20 protein-coding genes are annotated in these 19932 nt (G+C 53.3%); 6 read left to right on the top strand and 14 right to left on the bottom strand.

The genetic code is table 11. The features are described 5' to 3' along the window. Positions 1-64 precede the first annotated feature (64 nt). Both C812_RS02040 and C812_RS22670 read left to right on the top strand, forming a co-directional pair. Positions 65-1363, top strand: coding sequence for an aminotransferase class I/II-fold pyridoxal phosphate-dependent enzyme (locus C812_RS02040; protein WP_016311028.1), 1299 nt, complete (start codon positions 65-67; stop codon positions 1361-1363). A gap of 107 nt (positions 1364-1470) precedes the next feature. Continuing rightward, positions 1471-1590, top strand: a complete 120-nt coding sequence (locus tag C812_RS22670) for a YjcZ family sporulation protein (RefSeq protein WP_208855739.1) — start codon at positions 1471-1473, stop codon at positions 1588-1590. A 68-nt stretch (positions 1591-1658) separates the two neighbouring features. On the opposite strand, the gene C812_RS02035 is transcribed toward C812_RS22670, so the two are convergent. The 5 genes from C812_RS02035 to C812_RS02015 all read right to left on the bottom strand — a co-directional run bounded on the left by C812_RS02035 (position 1659) and on the right by C812_RS02015 (position 6543). Next, positions 1659-2885 carry an ABC transporter permease gene (locus C812_RS02035; RefSeq protein ID WP_016311026.1) on the bottom strand — a complete coding sequence of 409 codons (1227 nt, stop codon included), beginning with the start codon at positions 2883-2885 and terminating at the stop codon, positions 1659-1661. A gap of 2 nt (positions 2886-2887) precedes the next feature. After that, entirely contained in the window at positions 2888-3640 is a 753-nt protein-coding gene (locus C812_RS02030; RefSeq protein ID WP_016311025.1) for an ABC transporter ATP-binding protein, read from the bottom strand. Between the two features lie 23 nt (positions 3641-3663). Further along, positions 3664-5082, bottom strand: a complete 1419-nt coding sequence (locus tag C812_RS02025; protein WP_016311024.1) for a DEAD/DEAH box helicase — start codon at positions 5080-5082, stop codon at positions 3664-3666. Positions 5083-5204: 122 nt separating this feature from the next. Then, positions 5205-5981, bottom strand: a complete 777-nt coding sequence (locus C812_RS02020; RefSeq protein ID WP_028538657.1) for an SDR family NAD(P)-dependent oxidoreductase — start codon at positions 5979-5981, stop codon at positions 5205-5207. 103 nt (positions 5982-6084) lie between these two features. Then, positions 6085-6543, bottom strand: a complete 459-nt coding sequence (locus C812_RS02015; protein ID WP_036624248.1) for a chemotaxis protein CheX — start codon at positions 6541-6543, stop codon at positions 6085-6087. 271 nt (positions 6544-6814) lie between these two features. On the opposite strand from C812_RS02015, the gene C812_RS02010 reads away from it, so the two are divergent. Together C812_RS02010 and C812_RS02005 are read left to right on the top strand one after the other, a co-directional pair. Continuing rightward, positions 6815-7717 (top strand): LysR family transcriptional regulator, encoded by a 903-nt coding sequence (locus C812_RS02010; RefSeq protein WP_016311021.1) that lies wholly within the window; start codon positions 6815-6817, stop codon positions 7715-7717. Positions 7718-7779: 62 nt separating this feature from the next. Next, entirely contained in the window at positions 7780-8589 is an 810-nt protein-coding gene (locus C812_RS02005; protein ID WP_016311020.1) for a histidinol-phosphatase, read from the top strand. Positions 8590-8730: 141 nt separating this feature from the next. Here the strand turns inward: C812_RS02005 and C812_RS02000 are convergent, their stop codons facing one another. Next, entirely contained in the window at positions 8731-9294 is a 564-nt protein-coding gene (locus C812_RS02000; RefSeq protein WP_016311019.1) for a GNAT family N-acetyltransferase, read from the bottom strand. Then, on the bottom strand, positions 9242-10072 hold the full coding sequence (locus C812_RS01995) for a DUF1361 domain-containing protein (protein ID WP_244268268.1): 831 nt from the start codon (positions 10070-10072) through the stop codon (positions 9242-9244). The genes C812_RS02000 and C812_RS01995 overlap by 53 nt, the downstream gene beginning before the upstream one ends. Positions 10073-10245: 173 nt before the next feature. Here C812_RS01995 and C812_RS01990 point away from each other — a divergent pair, with 173 nt between their 5' ends. Continuing rightward, positions 10246-10581, top strand: coding sequence for an MGMT family protein (locus tag C812_RS01990; RefSeq protein ID WP_016311017.1), 336 nt, complete (start codon positions 10246-10248; stop codon positions 10579-10581). Here the strand turns inward: C812_RS01990 and nagZ are convergent. The 7 genes from nagZ to selD all read right to left on the bottom strand — a co-directional run bounded on the left by nagZ (position 10569) and on the right by selD (position 18644). Then, positions 10569-11891: a beta-N-acetylhexosaminidase gene (nagZ, locus tag C812_RS01985; protein WP_016311016.1), complete on the bottom strand. Its 1323-nt coding sequence runs from the start codon at positions 11889-11891 to the stop codon at positions 10569-10571. The genes C812_RS01990 and nagZ overlap by 13 nt on opposite strands. Positions 11892-11941: 50 nt before the next feature. Next, positions 11942-12517 carry an LOG family protein gene (locus tag C812_RS01980; protein WP_016311015.1) on the bottom strand — a complete coding sequence of 192 codons (576 nt, stop codon included), beginning with the start codon at positions 12515-12517 and terminating at the stop codon, positions 11942-11944. Positions 12518-12554: 37 nt separating this feature from the next. Continuing rightward, positions 12555-13097 carry a hypothetical protein gene (locus C812_RS01975; RefSeq protein WP_016311014.1) on the bottom strand — a complete coding sequence of 181 codons (543 nt, stop codon included), beginning with the start codon at positions 13095-13097 and terminating at the stop codon, positions 12555-12557. Positions 13098-13161: 64 nt separating this feature from the next. Beyond that, positions 13162-13620 carry a DinB family protein gene (locus tag C812_RS01970; protein ID WP_016311013.1) on the bottom strand — a complete coding sequence of 153 codons (459 nt, stop codon included), beginning with the start codon at positions 13618-13620 and terminating at the stop codon, positions 13162-13164. A gap of 374 nt (positions 13621-13994) precedes the next feature. Beyond that, positions 13995-16394: an S-layer homology domain-containing protein gene (locus C812_RS01960; protein WP_167669291.1), complete on the bottom strand. Its 2400-nt coding sequence runs from the start codon at positions 16392-16394 to the stop codon at positions 13995-13997. 137 nt (positions 16395-16531) lie between these two features. Next, a complete protein-coding gene (gene mnmH / locus C812_RS01955) occupies positions 16532-17569 on the bottom strand; it encodes a tRNA 2-selenouridine(34) synthase MnmH (RefSeq protein WP_036624522.1) in 1038 nt (345 codons plus the stop codon). A gap of 22 nt (positions 17570-17591) precedes the next feature. Further along, positions 17592-18644 carry a selenide, water dikinase SelD gene (gene selD, locus C812_RS01950; RefSeq protein ID WP_016311009.1) on the bottom strand — a complete coding sequence of 351 codons (1053 nt, stop codon included), beginning with the start codon at positions 18642-18644 and terminating at the stop codon, positions 17592-17594. 204 nt (positions 18645-18848) lie between these two features. Between selD and C812_RS01945 the strand changes: the two genes are divergently transcribed. After that, positions 18849-19928, top strand: a complete 1080-nt coding sequence (locus C812_RS01945) for a permease (RefSeq protein ID WP_016311008.1) — start codon at positions 18849-18851, stop codon at positions 19926-19928. Positions 19929-19932 lie beyond the last annotated feature (4 nt).

The raw sequence follows: 19932 nt of genomic DNA, 5'->3' as shown, positions 1-19932 counted from the left end.
AATGTTAGGCAGTTTAAGACGTTACTGTCCTAAAATATCAAACCGATTTGGAAGGATGAATGTGATGAACCCACTCGCGGAGCAGTTAAACGAGAGCGTCAAATCCGGCAACCGGCACGTGTATGACATGCTGTCCACGCTGGGCAAGGAAATTTATTTCCCGAAGGAAGGCATTTTAAGCCAATCTGCCGAAGCTTCAGCCCACGCTAAGAAATATAACGCTACGATTGGCATCGCTACCGAAAACGGCATCCCGATGCATCTTGCAGCGATTCAGGACACCTTGTCCGCCTATAAACCGCAGGATTTGTACCCTTATGCCCCGCCAGCAGGCAAACCTGAGCTGCGCAGCGTATGGCGTGATAAAATGATTCAGGAGAATCCGTCGCTCGAAGGCAAGAGCTTCGGCCAACCGATTGTTACCAACGCCCTGACCCACGGGCTCAGCATCGTCGCCGATCTGTTCGTCGATGAAGGCGATGTTGTCATTTATCCGGACAAAAACTGGGAGAACTACGAGCTCACTTTCGGCATTCGCCGTCATGCTGACATCGTGAATTTCCCGTTATTCACCGAAGACATGACCTTCAACAGCGCCGGATTGCGCGAAGCGCTCTTGGCTCAGAAGGATAAAGGCAAAGCGATCGTGATCTTGAACTTCCCGAACAATCCAACCGGATATACGCCGGGGACGAAGGAAGGCAGAGAGATCGTAGCTGCCATCCAAGCGGCGGCCGAAGAAGGCATTAATGTAGTCGTTGTGACCGACGACGCTTATTTTGGGTTATTTTTCGAGGAATCGCTTCATGAATCGTTGTTTGGTCAACTGGCGGGACTGCATCCGCGGATTTTGCCGATCAAAGTGGACGGAGCAACGAAAGAAGAATACGTCTGGGGCTTCCGCGTTGGATTTATTACGTTTGCGTCCGAAGACCAAGCGGTGCTGACCGCATTGGAGCAGAAGACGCTGGGGATTATTCGCGCCACAATTTCGAGCGGTGCTCATCCTTCGCAGACGTTTGTACTGCGCGCTCTGAAATCGCCGGAATTTGCCGCCCAGAAGGAAGAGAAATTCCGGATTATGAAGGGACGTGCCAATAAAGTCAAAGCCCTGCTCGACAGCGGCAAGTATGGGGACGTATGGGAATACTACCCATTTAATTCCGGCTATTTCATGTGCCTGAAGCTTAAGACGGTCGGGGCTGAAGCGCTGCGGCAGCATCTGATCCACCAGTACGGCATCGGCACGATCGCGCTGGGCGACACCGACCTGCGGATCGCCTTCTCCTGTATCGCGGAAGAGCATCTGGAAGAACTGTTTGATCTGATCTATCAAGGCGTCCAAGACCTGCAGGGCAAATAGGCGGCGAACCGCCGGAGAACGGCACATTGGCCCACGCACGTCAGCCCCTCTTCTCATACAATACGGTGTACAAATACAAAACGCCTAATTGGGAAAGGGGAATGAAAATGAGCGGAATTGAAGAAGCAAGAGGCGGCTACGGCTACGGCGGCCTGTTCACGAGCACAGGTGTGATCCTGGTTCTCTTTATCCTGTTGGTTATCGTTAGCCGTTCCATCCTGGTGTAACTTGCTCTGAAATATGTTTCCAATTCAAAACGGACCGTTCCCGAGCAGGGAAACGGTCCGTTTTTTTACTATTCCTCGTCTTCGTCCTCTTCGCGCCATCTGCGCTTCCAGGCAGAACGCATAGCTAACGCCAACAATAAGCCTGCGGCCAAGGAGCCAAACGTCAAAAGCGCATCTCCGCCCGGGATGACAACCATCGGAAGCCACAGCAATACCGTGATCGCGAACAGCAGTCGGGAGCTTAATCGAAGCGTCGCCGTCTTCCGTGCGCCAGCAGGCAACGGGTAGAAGGAAGCTGCCGGTGAGTCCCGATGGGTCTGGCGCAAGGCGGCGAGCTGCATGCCCGCCAGGAACACAAACAGCAAGTGAATCGCCAGTCCGAGCCACGACTGATCGTTCCATCCTGTCAGCACCATGCCCAGCAGCGTTAAGCGAAGCAGGATCCCGAGCAGCTCGCTCCGGACGAACGTCTTGACCAACAGATAACGGTAGGCTTCGGCCGGTTGCCACGGAATCCGGTTGCCGATGCCAGACAACCAGCGACGGCGGATCACCTTCTGACCTTCTGACGGCACGTCCACGAACCAGCTGAGCATCATCTGCACCCGAGCGGACGCTGTGCGTTCCGCAGCGATCAGGTTGTCCCAAGGGACCCTGTGTTTCATCGGGAACCGCAAGATCAGGCCGTAATTGAGGCTGACGAGTACCATGAACAAGGCGCTTTTCCAAGCGGGTTGCCAAATCCATGCCGCCGTCATCAGCAGCACGAAGCACCAGCGCAGCAAGCGGTACCCGGCTCTAGCACGAGACGTCGTAATTCGGAGCTCCTGCCAAGCGCCGTAGGCACTTAACGCCTTAAGCAAGAGCAAGACGATCAGCATCAGCCATAAGGGCTGGATGGCCCCGCCCTCGCCGCTGCGTTGATATAACGGCCAAGCCAGTAACACCACAATATAGAGCCCAACCAGCTTATAAATCAGTCCGTTCCGAAAAGCCGGGGCCAGGTAAGCCTTCATTTGCGTCTCCTGCGGCAGCAAGAAAATGACGTCCGCCGGCTGCACATAAGTTCGGAATCCGGCATAGACGGTCAGCGGCCCCCATAATAGCAGCAAAATCCAGCGAATCGGCAAACCGGGCGGAAGGTTCTGCAGAAACGCCGTATACCAAGCCGAAAACGCAATGAGCAGCAGGAGCAGCAAGACGGCGAGGCCGCTCTGAAAGACATAGGGCAAATACGGGAGCACTTTGCCCCAGAAGGCTGCTCTCCGCCGGCTTCGCAGCGTTTGAAGCTCCATCGCTATTCGCCGTCCTTCACTAAGGCGTAGAATATTTGCTCCAGCGAAGCTCCCGAGGCTTGCGCCTGTTCCCCGATTTCAGCCAGCGTCCCTTGGGCCAGAACTCTCCCCCGGTGCAGGACGATAAAGCGGTCGCAGTAATTTTCAATCGTTGACAGAATATGCGAGCTCAATAGAATCGAGGCGCCGCCTTGTTTCATTTCCAACATGAAATCAAGCAGCGACCGGATGCCCAGCGGGTCTAATCCAAGAAACGGTTCATCGATAATATACAACGGCGGCCGGGCGACAAACGCACACATGATCATCACCTTCTGCTTCATCCCTTTGGAGAGATGGGCGGACAGGCTGTCCGCCTTCTCTTCCATATGGAACAGCTTCAGCAGATGGTCCGCCCGCTCCCGGTAAGCTGCCGGCTCGACGCCGTAGGCCCGGGCTGCAAACTCCAAATGCTCCCGTACCGTCAATTCCTCATAGAGCAGCGGCGACTCCGGGACGAAGGCCAGCTGCGACTGATAGGCCTCCGGCGCATCGTCCCGCGTATTGCCGGAAATGCGAATTTCTCCCTGATGCGGAGTCATCAGTCCCAGAATATGCTTCATGGTTGTGCTCTTACCGGCCCCGTTTAACCCGATCAGCCCAACCATTTCCCCCGGCTTCACCTCGAAGCTTATGTCGTGAAGTACAGGCCTTCCCAAGCTGTAACCGCCGCTCAGCTCGTCGACCTGCAATACAGGCAGTTCACTTCCACTCAAACCTAACGCCTCCCACGATCCGCCTAACTGCGCGGCGGCTTATTTTTCAACCACTTTGGAGCCCCTTTATTCTTCCGATCCTGAAGACGCTCCTTCTTCCGCTCAGCGGTGGGCGATACCTTCCGCGATCCTCCATGACTGGAAGCAGATCGGCCGGAAATCTGTGCCGACGGGGATGTCCGTCCGTTACCGCCTTCCCCTGCTGTACGGCCAGCGCTCCCCGGTGTGCCTTTGCGGCGAGGCGCCTTGTCTGCGCCAAGCTTGCCGCCAACAGTGGGCCGGGTTCGCTTGCCGGAACCTGCCTCACCAGCATCCACCAGCTTCCCGCTATATAACGCCTTGGGCTCAATCTCAATGCCCAGTTCCCGAGCGAATTTACGCATAATGAATTCTTCTTGCGGCGTCACGATCGAAACGGCCAGACCCTTCCGCCCCATCCGGCCAGTTCGGCCGACTCGGTGAACGTAATGCTCGGAATCAATGGGCGGATCGAGGTTCACGACCAGAGCCAAATTCTCAATGTCCAGTCCGCGGGCAGCAACATCGCTCGCCACCAGCACGCGGATTTTCCCTTCGCGGAATCGCTTCAGCGTCAGGCTGCGCGCCGTTTTGTCCGCATCTCCATATAAAGCGCCAGCGCTGAGACCTACATAGTTCATCTTCGCTTCAACTTCAGCGATCTGATCCGTATTATTGATAAATACAATGGTCCGCTCGGGTTCGAAGTGGCGTACGATCCGCCGCAGCATATCGATTTTATCCCGCGCTTCGGATAAGAAGTAAAGATGCTCCACCGTTTTGGACGTTCGGTGCTCCGGTTCAATCCCGATTTCCAGCGGCTCCTTCATCTCTTTCGCTGCCAATGCCCGAATATCCGGGTTAATTGTCGCCGACAGGAACATCAGCTGGCGGTCCCGCAACGTCCCGCGCAGAATATGCTCCACGTCCGCTGTGCCGCCAAGTTGGAACATTTGATCCACTTCGTCCACAACCACGGTGCGCAGCGTATGCAGCTTGAGCTTGCGGAGCGCTAAAATTTCACGAATCCGGCCCGGCGTTCCTACGACAAGTTGGGGGTGCTGCTTCAGCTTCTCCAGCTGGCGCTTGATCGCAGCTCCGCCGATCAACGCCTGGCTTCGGATCCCCAGCGCTTCTCCGTACTTCTCCGCCTCCCGCAGAATTTGCATCGCCAGCTCCTGGGTAGGTGCCAAAATTAACCCCTGTAACGTCTTCTCTTCAGGGGTCATCCGTTGCAGCAACGGCAGCAGGTAAGCCAGCGTCTTCCCCGTTCCGGTCTGGGATTGTGCAAGAATATCCCGGCCTTCCAACGCCGCAGGGATACACTCGGCCTGAACCGGTGTCGGTTCCGATATTCCGTAGTCCAGCAAGGCTGCGGTCAACGGCTCGCCAATTCCCAGCCCGGCAAATGTAATATTCGTCATTTCGCTATTCATCCTTTATTTTCAAAGTACTTGATGTCTTATGCCAATATTTTCATTATATGCGATAAGCCTAAGTCACAACAAATTTACACCGACGCAAATAGCCTGCCTTCACAGGCAGGCTATTTCTTATTCATCATTCGATAGCTTAACCGGTCCGCGAGTCGCGGGAACATCTGGTACCACTTTGCTCCTGCACCGGCGATCCAAGGCAGGTTGATTTCCATCGTGCCCTTCTCCGCCGCTTTCACCATCGCTTTCACCACACGCTCCGGCTTGAGCATCATCCAACGCACGTTGTTGACATAACCACCGCTTGGATCTGCAATATCAAAAAAAGGCGTATCAATCGGTCCCGGATTAATCGTCGATACCGTAATGCCGTACTCCCGGACCTCTTGACGCAACGCGCTGCTAAAGCCAATAACTGCATGCTTCGTCGCGGTGTAAGCTGTAGACTTGGCCGTACCGATCTTGCCAGCCATCGAAGCGACATTCACGATTCGTCCGGAACGGGCAGCCTTCATGGACGGAAGGGCCGCCTTCGTACACCGAACCATCCCGATGTAATTGACGTTCATCATCTCCGCAAATTCGGAAACCGGCATTTGATCCAGGTATTCAAACTTCCCGTAACCTGCATTGTTTAACAGGACATCGACCCGTCCAAATTCCTTCAGAATCTGATTGAATCCTTCCTTCACGGAAGCGTCGCTGCCAACGTCCATCTCCAATACCCGATAAGGTCCGGCCAGACTCGCCGCAACCCTGTTCAGCTTCTCCGCATTCCGGGCAGCCAGAACGACCACAGCGCCGCGCTCAGACAACCTCTGCGCCGCCAAAGCGCCAATCCCGCTGGATGCGCCGGTGACGACAACGATTTTGCCTTCTAACGACATACGCACTGTAACATCCCTTCAAGAGGTAGTTCAAAAAGTCATCTTCTGTTCACGAAACCGTATGTATAAAATGCTGGCACTTGACTTTCTGCTGTACCTAATCTTAAGAGATCATCACTTGAATGTCCAGTTCGCCGATGCCGTCCATCAACAGCGGAATGCAAAGCGCCTTGCGTGGACCAATCCCCGCCGCCTGCTCCATCTTGAGGACCTGCGGAGGCGTAATATCCACAACAATTCCTTGATTGGACAAAATGGTGCTGGCATTCCCGCTGATCATGTTGCCCAGCTCGGAAATCGCGCTTTGCCCCATTTCATCCATCTCTGTCAGGACGAATCCGCCCATCATCGCCGAAACGATGCGCAGTGCTACGGCCTCTTGCAGCCCGAACACCACCATGCCGCTGAAATGGCCCGTCATTCCGATTTGAATCCATATATGATCCTGTACGGGAATCACTTCTTTAACTCCCATACTCCCGGTCGAAGGCGAAACTTGAACAACCTGCTGAATAACCGAACGAGCGGATTCAAGAAAAGGATTTATGACTTCTGCTTTCAAAAGGATGCGCCCCTTTTCACTAGAAGAATAACTTTACAATACAATAGACCCAACATTTAGTTAAAACTTATTATACTTTATTCCTAGGAATAAGTCATTAAAAATCGAATCATGGAGACAAAACTGATGCTGAAGTAGGATTTTGTCGAACACAGTCGAATGTCGTGTCATTGATTTAGCCAACGAAATTCCCCTATAATGAATTAATCATGGAGGAATGCGCCGTATCCGGCGCATTTCCCAAGGAACGGGAAAGAAAGGAGGCCTTCTGGTGAATATTAGTCAGTTGGAGACGTTGATTACGATCTCCAAAACAAAAAGCTTCCGAAAGGCTGGCGAACTGCTCAACCTGACCCAACCCGCAGTCTCGGCTCAAATCAAAAGCCTGGAGGATGAGTTTAACACCGTATTGGTTGACCGCAACCAACCGGTTACCCTGACGGACCGGGGGCAAGTATTCCTGGAGCAAGCGGAACGCATTCTGGACATCGTTGAAGAACTCAAGCAGAAGCTGTCCGATATGGAGCATACCCCGCAAGGCCATATTGTATTAGGGACTACCACATCGATCGCCATTCAAATTCTGCCGCGGATCTTATCGTATTTCCAAGACCAGTTCCCGCTGATCAAAACCACCATTCAATCCATGCCCTCCAGCCAAATTTATCAGAACGTGGAGCAGGGGCTAGTTGACATCGGGATCGGGTATTTAATCGAAAACAACCCGCAAGTGCTCTCGTCGGTGTTGTATTATGATACGTTCGAATTCGTCGTTTCTCCGCTGCACCCCTTGGCAAGCAACCCATCTCCCACGCTGGATTCACTGCGCGGCATCCCGATGATTATGCTGTCTCCCGATACGGTCGGACGGCGGTTTATCGACGAGGTCTTCCGGCAACATAACATCGAACCGCACATCGTGATGGAGTTGTCCAGCAGTGAGGAAGTCAAACGGATGGTAGAGATCAATCTCGGGGCGGCGATCATTTCACGGCAATCGATATTACGCGAATTGAAACAGGGTACGCTAAAGGTTGTGCCAATCCCTGAGCTTGAAGTCACTCACCCGGTTGGCGTCATCTATAAATCCAGCCGGTATATCAACTCGGCGATGCAGCAGTTTCTGGGCGACCTGAAGGGCATGCCGGAAACCCATTTTATCAGTTCTGAGTAAACGGAGATACTTCGTGCTCATCAGGCACAACACCTCAACGCAACAGAAAGGAGCAGTCTTCCATGAAGTTTGACCTTCACACCCATCATTTCCGCTGCGGCCATGCGGACGGGAACATCCGCGATTACATTGAAGCCGGACTGTCTGCCGGATTATCGGTCATCGGGATCAGCGATCATACGCCATACTTCGGCCATGATGAGGATCAGCCTTTTCCCCGAATCGCCATGGGCAAACAAGCTTTTGCCGGATATGTTGAGGAAGTGCTGAAGTTAAAGCAGGAGTACGCTGGCCGAATCGATGTTCTGCTGGGGATCGAATCGGATTTCTTCCCGGAACATCTGGGCGCTTACCGGAATATGCTGAACCAGTATCCTTTTGATTATATTATCGGTTCCGTTCATAGCGTTGATGAGGTAAGCATCTTCAACAAAAATCGTTGGAAGGGCCTTAGCCAAGAGGAGAAAGTAGCCAGCAAAGAAGCCTATTACGATTTGATCCGCCAATCGGCCCGCAGCGGATTGTTTCAGATTATGGGACACATCGACGCGATGAAGGGCAACTACCCGGCATTTACGGATATTCCGGCTGCACAAGCGATTGACGATACATTAAAAACGATTGCCGAGTACGGGGTGGCCATCGAAATTAACACCTCCGGGAAAACCAAGCTGAGCGGCGGATGGTATCCTGACGATTCCATTCTCGAACGGGCTCTTCATTTCGGGGTTTCCGTCACTTTCGGCTCCGATGCCCACATCCCGTCCCGGGTTGGAGATGAATGGGAAGAAGTCGCTCAACGTTTGAAAGAAATCGGATTTCAGGAGTGGGTCTATTTCAAAAATAAACAGAAAGTCACCGTTCCTCTGTAGACAAAAAAAAGAGAACCCGATCACGTCCTTCGGGTTCTTAAGAGAGATATATATTCAAAAGGGGGTCATGTAATAAGTGTACCCCCTTTCTATTAGGGTTTGATCACAGCTATATTTCATTTGTGTAACAAAAACGATCACTTATGTTTCAAAGGACTTCCCTTCGATGATATATCGCTTGAGCACACATTTTTGGCCACTGCGTCCCGCCGGGGAGAGCCTTCCAGCTTCCCGCAGACCGCATTTCCGAAGGACGCGCTCCGATGCCGGATTGTCCGGGCTGCAGCGCGCTTCAACGGAGCCAAGTCCAAGCGTCTCAAAGGCGAAATCCAGCACACTCGCTGCCGCCTCGGTTGCATAGCCCTGGTTCCAATACGCCGGGGCGATCAGATAACCGAGCCGTGCCGTTTGTCCCTCAACGTCCCAATACTGCAGCGAGCATAACCCAATCCAATCCCCTTCCGTTTTACGAATCACAGCAAAGTGAAGATCCCGCAAAAACCGGTAGGATTCCTCGAAGTAGCGGTAGAGTCGACCGGGAAACAGCAGTTTCCCCGGATTCAGTTCCGTAAAGGCGCGCACCGCCGGATCGGACATGCAGCGAAACATCGCCTCCGCATCCTCCGGAAGCAGCCGTCGCAGCACCAGCCGCTCACTTTCCAGGACTGGAAACTGCCGCCGCAGCTGCTCTTTCATTTCCGTCATGTCCCATCCCCCCGGATCTCGCTTCGATTTTTCTGTTACCCCTTATCCCTTGCCCCCGTTCCGAGGTGTGATACATTCTCGCCAACCCGTAATGCACCACATAACAGAAGAAGGTAATGAGAAAGATCCATTTGCAAAATCCCACCATATGCGCCACGTTCGCGGCATCGGTGAAATAAGCTAATGTTTCCTCGAGCACATATCCCGGATGCCTGAGCAGGTCCCAGCTGTTCCAGCGGATAAAGCGGCCGAGATAAATGCCGAAACTGCTCAGCAGCAGCACGAGGACGGCAAACGCCCAACCTGCCAAGCTGCCTCCCGCTCGCCGCACCAGGTGATGTACGGATGCCAAGGATACCGTTGCCAGCGCCAAACCGAGCAACGCGGCAAACAACAACGTCAAAAGGTGGTCCCAGAACAACAGCTCTTCCCAGAACCGGGTGCCTGCTGCAATCGGGTAGCGGTTAAACGGGTGCAGTAAATCAGTGATGAGATATGCCGCATTCGGATAGAAAAACAGCCATAACAGCCCAACCGGAACGCCTAAAGCCACCTTGACTGTTCGCGATGGGATCAAGTGAATCACATCGAGCAGAACTGCCAGCCCAAGCGGAATCCAAGCCAAAAACACGTTCCAGATTAGGAACAAATAAGGCGGCCGTCCGCCATCTGGCAACCTCGTGCTGATGGCATATTTCATCCCAATCACCGTGAACATAAATAAAACTGCATATAAAATCCATTTCTCCGGATACCCCAGCATCCTCCACCGTTGCAAACCTATCCCTCCCGTCTGCCTTTGACCTATATACGTTTGGAGCCGGCGGATCGTTACCATAGCAGCGATCCTCCTCTGTTCCTGGCTGGGACGGATAAGGTAGCGCTGGAACTTACGATTGCGGCGTGGTATATAACGGTATAGACAACCTTGATAATAAGGAGTAGTTCATCATGCAACCATTTACCGCACGAACGATTGATATCATCTCCTCCATCCCGCCAGGCAAAGTGATGACCTACGGCCAAATCGCTGCCGCAGCAGGAAGTCCCCGTGCCGCGAGGCAGGTGGTCCGCATTCTTCACAGCATGAGCAGCAAATACGGACTACCATGGCACCGGGTTGTGAACGGGAAGGGGCACATCGCATTGCAAGACGAATCCGCCTTCCAAGAGCAGACCTGGAACCTGGAGGCGGAAGGCGTTGAAGTGCTGCCAGGCGGACGAATTGATCTGGATCGTTATCAGCACCAGTACCGCCCGGACAGCTCCAAGGATCAAAGCCCGTAAGGCTTAAGGATATCGCTGATATCCTGATTTAATTGCTTCGTATTTGGTCCCTGCGCAGGGTCGTTGCTGAGCTGATATTTCTGCTTCAGCTTCAACACATCATACACTCGTTCATCCAACGTTTCCGTGGAAATCGTGCCGGAGTTGACGGCATCGCGTAACGCCTGAATCACCTGCTTCTCCTTCTCTGCGTCATGACCCACGAGCACGATGTTCCCGCCGGACTGAATGAACTGCACGGCCGCATCACGGATATCATAATGCTCCACGATGGCGCCCATCGTCATATCATCGGAAATGATCGTCCCCTCGTATCCAAGCTCCTCCCGCAGCAAGTCATGAATCACCGCCTTGGAGAAGGAAGCCGGATGATCAGGATCCAGCTTGGGCATCAACAGGTGAGCGATCATGACGACATCCGCTCCCTCTTGAATCGCCTGCTTAAAGGGCACCAGCTCCAGCTTCTGCAGCCGGTCCAAGTCATGCTCTACCACGGGCAGCCCCAGGTGCGAATCCACCGAAGTATCGCCATGTCCCGGAAAATGCTTTACGACCGGAATGATCCCCTGCTCCTGAATTCCCTTCATTACGGCAATACCCATACGGCTGACGATCTCCGGCTTCGTGCCAAATGCTCGATCCCCAATCACTGGATTATCCGGATTGCTGTTGACGTCAAGCACCGGGGCAAAGTCCAGGTTCAGTCCGAAGCCGGCCAGCTCTTTCCCAATGATCTCGCCGATTTGCCCCGCCAATTCCGTGCTGCCGGTATTACCGATTTTGCGAGCGGCGGGCAGCTTCGCAAGTTCGCCAGGCATGCGGCTGACCCGTCCGCCTTCTTCGTCCACGCTCAGAAACAGCGGCACCGCCTTGTTCTGGTTAGCGGTTTTCAAGCCGTTAAATAAGGCCAGCGCCTGCTTGGTGTCCTGGATGTTGTTTTTATAGAAAATAAAGCCCCCCACGTGATACTCCTCAATGAGCTGCCGAGTCACGTCATTTGGCTCCGTTCCATCCATGCCCACCAGAACAAGCTGGCCGATTTTCTCCTCGGTGCTGAGCTCATCCAGCAGTTTGGCGGCAGGATCAGCTGGTTTCTCCGGTTCCTCCGGCGCTTCAGGGGTTGAAGGGGGCGTCTGCCCTTGGTTCGTCTCCGTCCCGTTGGAGCCGGAAGCCCCCGTTCCTTCGCCAGCCGAAGACGAAGGATTGCGAGCAGCCCCCGAACATCCTCCAATCAAGAGGGTCACAAGCAGCAGCAAGCAAGTGATCGTCCAGAGGCTTTTGCTCCGATGCGATGTGTTGATTCTGTCCATTCTATCACCTCCGTCTCTTTTTGTAATGCCTATACTTCACGGGGTTCGCTTCACCCCTGCTTCCATTTCTTCTCTGCAATGACCGGTACAAAATTCTCCATCCGCATCAACAATTCTTCCGGTTCCTCGGCGACATTAATCAAGGCTTCATGCCCGGGATGGACAAAGCCCGCTCGGATGCAGGAATTCACCAACTCCATCAGGGGCTCATAATAGCCCTGCACATTGAGAACGCCAACCGGCTTCTGGTGGATACCGATTTGCAGCCAACACAACACCTCAAACAATTCCTCCAACGTGCCAAATCCACCGGGCAGAGCGATGAACCCGTCTGCGAGCTCGCTCATCTTCGCCTTCCGGGCATGCATGCCTTCGACCTCGATAAACTGCGTCAGCCCCGGGTGCGCCATTTCACCGTGAATCAAACCGGAGGGCATGACGCCAATCGCTTCACCGCCTGCCTCCAATATCGCATTCGCTACGGCACCCATCAGCCCATGCCTCGAACCACCATAAATTAAGCGGTATCCCCGCTGTGCCATGACTTTTCCCAGCTGTTCCGCCTGGATGCGGTATTGTTCGTCTTCGCCAAATCGCGAGCCGGCAAATACGCAAATCGATTTCATCCTCTTCCCTCCTGCAAAATAAATGGACCCCACGTCTTCAAGCGAAATCTAACCGTGTACCGGCCAAATCCCAACGATGGCTGTACTTCTCCAGCCGCGGATGGGGATGACTCAGCTCGGCCGCCAGCAGAAGCCGGATCTTGACGATCCACTCCTCAAAAGAGGAGAAGGAAGCAAATTGGTTCGCCATCTCCGGAGTCAGATACAGGAAATAGGGAGCCGGATACAGCTCCGTCAGGTGGCGAAGGGCTGTGTCGATGGGCGTATACTTTTTTCGCTTGCCTTCCCAGCCTTCCACAAGGATCGCCGGACCGGTTCCCTTCTGCTCTCGTCTCCATGCATGCAGCCGGTCCTCTCTGCGATAGAAAGGACTCACCGGTTCTTTCGACATCCGTCTCACCGTTTCTTCGTGCAGTGGATAAAGGACCAGCTTCGCAAACTTGCGGGTCTCCGCCTCTTCGGCGGCTCGCAGCAGCTCTTCGTCCGAAATCGACTCAAAGGAATCGTAGAAGATGATCGTCCCTTTCCGGCTCGGAGCCGGAGGTTCATAACCAAAGGGCACCTGAATGTTTTGTCTCAAAGTCGTTTCCTCCTCCGTCGTCATTTGGGAGATATGGATTAGGTTACCCTTTTTTGATCAAAAGCTAACGAAGACCTCGGTCAATAAAATTCGGCGACACCGGCACCTTCCCCAATTCCCGTGACCACACGGACAGCTGACCGATATGATGAATCTCGTGGGCAATGATATGACGGAGGATTTCACCTTGCGTAAACTCTCTTCCCCAGGAAGCGGTCACAAGCAATCCCTCCATCTCCGGGGTCCAAGTCTGCAGAAACGCCTCGACTTCCGTATGAAAGGAATCCGACAGCTTCCTCACCAATTCCAAGGACATAAATGATTTGAAGTCCTCCTGAAAATCCGGTTTCCCTTCGATGGTGCGGATCCAGCTCCATTCAACATCAACGATATGAAATAAGGTCTGTAAAATGCTCCCCACACCGCCAACCCGCTTGCGCAGCAGCTCTTCTTCAGGAATGTTCTCACACCAGTGAAACCATTCGTCCCGGACTTGCCAATTATATTGAAACCACTTTAACATCCATCCAACTCCTTTCCCTGGTAAAGGTGCCACTGTACTCCACGCCCTCAGCAGTAACCTGATTTTACCATAAGTGTCTGTCTTAATTCAGCACGCGGAATGTAAAAAGGGCCGGACCTCAGGTCACGGGAGCCTTTGTGGGATTGGGCTCATATGGATTACTGGTCACTGCCGGCGGTACCCGATACGGTAGCTGCATAAGCTTCAGCCACTGCCAGCAAGTAATAGGCCAGACCAGTTTGTTGTCCTTCTGACCAAATTTTTTCATAAAATCCAGATGTCTTTCAATGAGCTGTTGAACTTCCTCATTATCGTGGGCAATCCCGGAGCGTAATGCCTCCTCAAAGGGGAGAGTCAACACTCTATCCTGGGGCTTACTGCGAGGCAATCGGCTGATCGGTATGACCTTGGAGCTTCACCAATCTCATCAGGATAGAAGCGGCTTCGGCTTTGGTGACTTGGCGCTGCGGGTTGAATTTGCCGTTCTGGCCTTGCAGCAATCCGAGTCGAACCGCTATGGTGACCTCGCCGGGGCGAGTGATTTGCTTGGCATCGCTGAACTGGTTGATGAATGCGTCTTTGCCGAAGAAATTCGCCGCCAAGCGATCGTATTTGACCATCGAGGTAAGCAAGACGGCCAGCTGCTCTCGGGTCAGCTTCTGATCCAGTTGTAACGGCTCGGCCGGATCGATCCACCCCAAATCGGCAGCGTACTTCACCGCCTGGGAATACTTGTCGTCCATCGAGACCTCTGCTGACGCGGCAGACGGGGATGCCAGCACGTAGCTTGTATAATAAGGATTCGCCGCCTTCACGGCATAGGTCAGCCAGTCCCCCACCGTGATCGTCTCATTGGGATTCAGCTTCCCTTGCTCATCCGTTTCTAGAATGCGGTATTGAACCAGGGTCTTCAAATCTGCCTCTGCCCAGTGGCCCTTCACATCTTTGGGCTCGATGTCACCCCGCGTTGGTTCCATGCGGATGCCCTCATACGTCGTCACCCACTTGCCCGTCACGGCATTCAGCACTTGAAAAGACGTTCCTGGATCCTTGAATTGCGGTGAGTAAACGAGGTATACCTTTGGATCCACGTAGGTATTATCAATCATATACCCGCCGATCTGGTTATACTGCAATTCTAATTTAAAGTTGTCCAGGTACGATTGGAGTGCTTGCTCCGCTGTTACGGTTGCTGTTTGGCTGTCCGGCAGATCCTCCGGAATTTGCTCGTGGTTCACAGAATAGAAGAACAACCGACCATACGCATCGACCGTAATAAAAACCCCTCCACCGAGCACCGGAAGGTCATTAACGTAACGGGTCAATTCGAAGCGGAATTGCTCTCCATTCGAGAGGCGACTCCAAGATTCCCCGCGTTCAATCAGTTTTAGGTTCCGGCTCGCTTGCGGATATAACTGGTTCACCCATTCCAAGGCGCGCTGCTTCGCTTGCTCATAATTCAGTTTCGCTGCTCCAGGCGGAGGCGCCAACGGTTCACGCGGCTCGCCATAATTAAAGGCTTCAATCTGGAACTCGAGAATTTGTCCGCTCAAGGCATCGACCGTGGCGTACGTCTGGGCCGGGAAATACATCGGTCCCGTCAGGTTCTGACGCTCCTCTTCCCATCTTAAGCTCCATGTCTTCCTCTCCGGATTCCTGTAATCGCTGCTCATACTCGGATATCTAAGCTTCCGGCCTTCTGGAATAAAAGCCGTTTGTTCCACCAACTTCGCGGCTTCATCAGATGTTAATTCCACTTTAGAAGTGCGCGGCTCAAATATCTTGGTCCCGGCTGGAACATCGCTAATTGTAATCGTGGTGGAGGTCAGCTCTGTACCTTCACTGTTAATCTTGCGTCCCGTCTGGGCGTTAATGGCCAGGAAAGCATCCGAAACCGGCTGCCAAGCCAGGATCCAATCGGAAATGGCACCGTTCTTCCGTACCGGGACATACCCCAGTTCAACCTGGAACTCGTCTCGGAACTTCTTCTCCGCTTCCGCTTTAGAAACCGTCGGAACGGAGGACGGATATTCCAACCTCTCCTCAGAACGGCTAAAAAAGACGACTTCTCCATCGCCGGTTACCGTGATATGAATGGATTCAAAACCGGAGGGCAGCCCATTCTTCAGAACATCGAAAGAAAAATCATACTGTACCGGACCAAATAAAGCCTGCGAATCCAAGTAAAAAAGAGAATCACTTTCTTTCACCTCATCGGCTGATAACGATGGAGCAGCTTTGGCGAGAAAGGCCTTCGCTTGTTCCGAAGCCTGCTCTCTCGTTAATTTCGGAGGATAATAGACCTTATTGCCTTGTCGCGGAAAGGTAATATAGGTGCTCATCAAATCCCCGGTGATGGCATCCACCCTGCTTGAAAAGCTGTGACTCCCATTGCCAACTTCAACTTGCCAATGAATGGTCCAGACATCCTGATAGCTTGGTGCAGGGTACACATTATGAATCCCGTATTCGACCTGGTTCACTGTCGCCTCTTTCAAAACCGGAAACAACTCCCGAACCTTAGCGATAGCCTGCTCCTTCGTAATTTTGGCACGAGACGAATCGGCAACTGCCTCCCCTTGCTTGGACGGATCGGTTCCCAAGTTCCCGGTGTTTACGATCGTCGTCGTTGTTGACGTAGAGGCTGTGGCCTCCTCTGCCAGCGCCGCCCCCTGCGGCAAGGCCACTGAAAGCGCCACCAAACCAAGAAATGCCAATTTGACAGGCGGCTTTTGCCGTGCTGCTTTGCTGATTAGATTTAACTGTTGCTTCAACCGTTTCACCTTCCCACATTTACCCATTTTTCTTTTCCATTGTAAATGCAATTGGCTGAATTTACCATCCCTAAAACGGCTTAGCAAAAAAACAGCCCGCAGAACCTCTGCGAGCTGTTAAGAAGAAATTCCCCGAATCAAACCGACTTCGGTAAGAGTCGTTGAACTTCCATGACGGCTTCGTCAACCGTGTTGGCCCGAATCACCGTAAATTCCGCTCCCTCGTATTGCCCTTCTGTATGGGCATACCGAGGATCATAGTAGTAAGTTAGAAGAAGCTCAACCGCGCGGTCATAGCGGCCTGCAAGCAGGCTTTGTTCGATTTCCGCAGCGATGGGCGTATGGATTCTGGATTTGATTTTTCGGAACGCTAGCAGACAGCCCTCCGGATTGTTCCAAGGCTCGTAATCCTCCAAAATGATCTGCACCCGTACGTCCGTTGGCAGATCGATCCGGATATGCCGCCCCTGCTCTTTCTTCTCCATGAGGAATTCAGGGACAACCACCTTGCCGATTCGTTTGCTTTCCGCCTCCATCAACACGTAAGGCGCTTCCCGATAACGCAGGAGATCATCCAACAGCAGCGAGTCGAACATCTTCTGGTTATGCGCCTGCAGCCCAATTTGCCCAAACACCGAGCCCCGATGACCCGCCATCTTCTCCAGATCGATAACGGGATACCCTTGTTCCTGAAGCTTGCGAAGCAGCAAGGTTTTGCCGCTTCCCGTATTCCCGTGAATCACGGTGAGTTCAGGAGCAAACTCCATCTGCTCGAGCGTGCTGACAACCCATTGGCGATAAGCGCGATATCCGCCGGCCAGCCGGTACGTATGGATATCCATCAGACTGAGCAGCGTCGCCGTCGTTCGGCTTCGCATCCCACCACGCCAGCAGAACACCGCTTTACGCCCCGGGATTTCCGCAAACTTCCGGACAAAGTCGGGCAGTTTGGCTGAAACGATCTCAAGCCCGCGTTGTTTGGCGGCGTCTACGCTCACCTGCTTATATAAAGTTCCAATTTCCGCCCGCTCCTGATCATCAAACAGCGGGATATTCAAACTGCCTGGAATCGTGGACTCGGCGAACTCGGAGGGCGATCTAACGTCAATCATGGTGATCGCTTTGCCGCTTTCTCGCTGCTCCGCCCATTCCTGCAAGCCTATATCCTGAAACATATCCAATGCTGCAAACCCCTTCCTAGGCTTCGACCACAATATGGCCCGCGTTCTCTGCGGTGACCTCACCGATCAGGCTCGCTTCAACGCCGGCTTTCTGCAGTTCATCCAACAGTTGCTCGCTTTGATCCGGATTCACAGAAATCAGCAAGCCTCCCGATGTCACCGCATCGCACAGGATGTATCGGCCGATCTGGTCCAGCGAGTCCGGGAACGTAATGTTCGCTTCCACATGCGCGAAATTGTTCTTCGTTCCGCCAGGGACAAATCCTTGCTCCGCTAATTCCCGCACGCGTGGAAGCACCGGCACGCGGCTCTGGAAGATGGTGATGCCGGTTCCGCTGCCCTTGGCCATCTCCAGGGCATGTCCCATCAATCCAAAGCCGGTCACGTCTGTGCATGCGTGTACATCATACGGCTCCATGACTTCAGCGGCCGTTTTGTTTAAGGTCGACATGACTTCGGTGACCCGCTTCGTCTCTTCTGCGCTGAGCTGATCCTTCTTGATCGAGGTGGTCATGATGCCAACGCCGATCGGCTTCGTTAAGATCAGCTTGTCCCCCGGCTTGGCGCCAGCATTCGTTCTCACTTTGTCCGGGTGTACCAATCCCGTAACAGCTAAGCCAAATTTCGGCTCTTTGTCGTCGATGGAGTGGCCGCCCACCAGCGTCGCTCCAGCTTCTTGCACCTTGTCTCCTGCGCCGCGCAGGATGTCGGCCAGAATGCTTTTATCCAAAGTGGAAATCGGAAAAGCTACAATGTTCAGCACGGTGAGCGGCTTACCGCCCATCGCGTAAATATCGCTGAGCGCATTTGCGGCGGCGATTTGGCCAAACGCGTACGGATCGTCAACGATTGGTGTAAAGAAATCGACCGTTTGCACCAGCGCGAGGTCATCGTTTAACCGATATACCCCGGCATCATCACTTGTATCAAGCCCCACCAGCAGATCTGGATTCGGCACCGTTGGCGGGAGGCTTCGAATCACTTGCATGAGGTCTGCCGGGCCGATTTTGCAGCCGCAGCCTCCTTTGCTGGACAAGGATGTTAATTTTATAGGTTCAACAGTAGACATGACGGATCACAATCCTTCCCTACGTATCGATATAGGATTTTCTAGCTTATGCTTATTTAAGCGTACTCCGTTGAATTACAAATGGCAACCGTCCCGCTTCTCGCTTACCAGCAGATTCAATGTAGTTCACTTGCCATCGTATGGTATACTATATTTCGTGTCTTAGTTCAAATTTTGAATCATATGTGAAGGGAAATGAAGTCTATGGTTTCATCATCAAGCGGCAACTATCCGCAACAGCAACCACGCGGTTTGGATAAACGCAAAACGGCGATATTTGTCGTTCTGTTTCTCATCATAGCCATCGCTGGCCTAAGTTATGTCAAGTGGTGGCCTTATTATGGAAAAGCGTTCAAAGCCGCCACCGAGCATTCGATTGGCTCTTCGATCCTTGGATCAGATGCTTCCGGTCCCATTTCATGGAGTGCCGCGGTCGATTATGCAGCCGCCTATTTCAAATCGGTCTGGAAGGCCGCCGTCCTCGGGATTTTACTAGGATCGCTTGTCCAGGTACTCCTGCCGGCTCAATGGCTATATAAAGTGCTCGGCAGCAGCCGGTTTAAGAGCACGTTTCTGGGCGGTATCGTCTCCTTGCCGGGGATGATGTGCACCTGCTGTGCCGCCCCTATCGCCGCCGGCCTGCGGAAACGTAATGTATCCGTCGGCGCCAGCCTGGCCTTCTGGCTGGGTAATCCGGTACTGAATCCGGCGACATTGATCTTCATGACCTTTGTCTTGTCCTGGAAATTTACTTTGCTCCGCCTCGTGTTTGGCATCGTGCTGACGTTTGGGGTAAGTTACCTCGCCAACCGTCTGGCGAAAGGCCAGCAGGTTCCCGCGCCAGCAGAGCTGGAAAAGGCGGAAGCGGCAGCCGAACAGAAGAACGAGGGGCCGTTCGCTCTTCGCTGGTTGAAGAGCCTCGGGATGATGATCCTGAACGTTGTACCGGCGTATCTGTTGTCCGTCTTGCTGCTGGGAGCCTTCCAAGGCGTCTTGTTCCCCGTTGAGTTGGGCAGTGGCATTCTGGCCATCCTGTTGTTTGCCCTCGTCGGCACGTTGTTCGTCATTCCGACGGCTGCGGAAATTCCGATTATTCAATCGTTCACCGCGCTTGGGCTTGGCGCAGGCCCAGCTTCAGCCCTGCTCATCACGCTGCCGGCTGTCAGCCTGCCGTCTCTGCTGATGGTGTCGCGTTCGTTCCCGCGCAAGGTGTTGGGATTCTTGTTCGTCTCAGTGGTCATCCTTGGCATCGTTGCCGGGATTGTGGGCGCTTGGGTGCTGTAACAAA

Origin of the sequence: Paenibacillus barengoltzii G22 (assembly GCF_000403375.2) — a bacterium.
In the GTDB taxonomy this organism is placed as follows: Bacteria; Bacillota; Bacilli; order Paenibacillales; family Paenibacillaceae; genus Fontibacillus; species Fontibacillus barengoltzii.
This window is presented reverse-complemented; position numbering and strand designations above follow the sequence as displayed.

Excerpts from the sequence above, each read along its gene's own strand:
- C812_RS01980 (WP_016311015.1), bottom strand. The coding sequence starts at position 12,517 with ATGAAATCGATTTGCGTATTTGCCGGCTCGCGATTTGGCGAAGACGAA.
- C812_RS02040 (WP_016311028.1), top strand. The coding sequence starts at position 65 with ATGAACCCACTCGCGGAGCAGTTAAACGAGAGCGTCAAATCCGGCAAC.
- C812_RS02035 (WP_016311026.1), bottom strand. The coding sequence starts at position 2,885 with ATGGAGCTTCAAACGCTGCGAAGCCGGCGGAGAGCAGCCTTCTGGGGC.
- C812_RS02020 (WP_028538657.1), bottom strand. The coding sequence starts at position 5,981 with ATGTCGTTAGAAGGCAAAATCGTTGTCGTCACCGGCGCATCCAGCGGG.
- C812_RS02025 (WP_016311024.1), bottom strand. The coding sequence starts at position 5,082 with ATGACGAATATTACATTTGCCGGGCTGGGAATTGGCGAGCCGTTGACC.
- C812_RS01970 (WP_016311013.1), bottom strand. The coding sequence starts at position 13,620 with ATGTTAAAGTGGTTTCAATATAATTGGCAAGTCCGGGACGAATGGTTT.
- C812_RS22670 (WP_208855739.1), top strand. The coding sequence starts at position 1,471 with ATGAGCGGAATTGAAGAAGCAAGAGGCGGCTACGGCTACGGCGGCCTG.
- selD (WP_016311009.1), bottom strand. The coding sequence starts at position 18,644 with ATGTCTACTGTTGAACCTATAAAATTAACATCCTTGTCCAGCAAAGGA.
- C812_RS02000 (WP_016311019.1), bottom strand. The coding sequence starts at position 9,294 with ATGACGGAAATGAAAGAGCAGCTGCGGCGGCAGTTTCCAGTCCTGGAA.
- C812_RS01945 (WP_016311008.1), top strand. The coding sequence starts at position 18,849 with ATGGTTTCATCATCAAGCGGCAACTATCCGCAACAGCAACCACGCGGT.
- nagZ (WP_016311016.1), bottom strand. The coding sequence starts at position 11,891 with ATGGACAGAATCAACACATCGCATCGGAGCAAAAGCCTCTGGACGATC.
- mnmH (WP_036624522.1), bottom strand. The coding sequence starts at position 17,569 with ATGTTTCAGGATATAGGCTTGCAGGAATGGGCGGAGCAGCGAGAAAGC.
- C812_RS01990 (WP_016311017.1), top strand. The coding sequence starts at position 10,246 with ATGCAACCATTTACCGCACGAACGATTGATATCATCTCCTCCATCCCG.
- C812_RS02005 (WP_016311020.1), top strand. The coding sequence starts at position 7,780 with ATGAAGTTTGACCTTCACACCCATCATTTCCGCTGCGGCCATGCGGAC.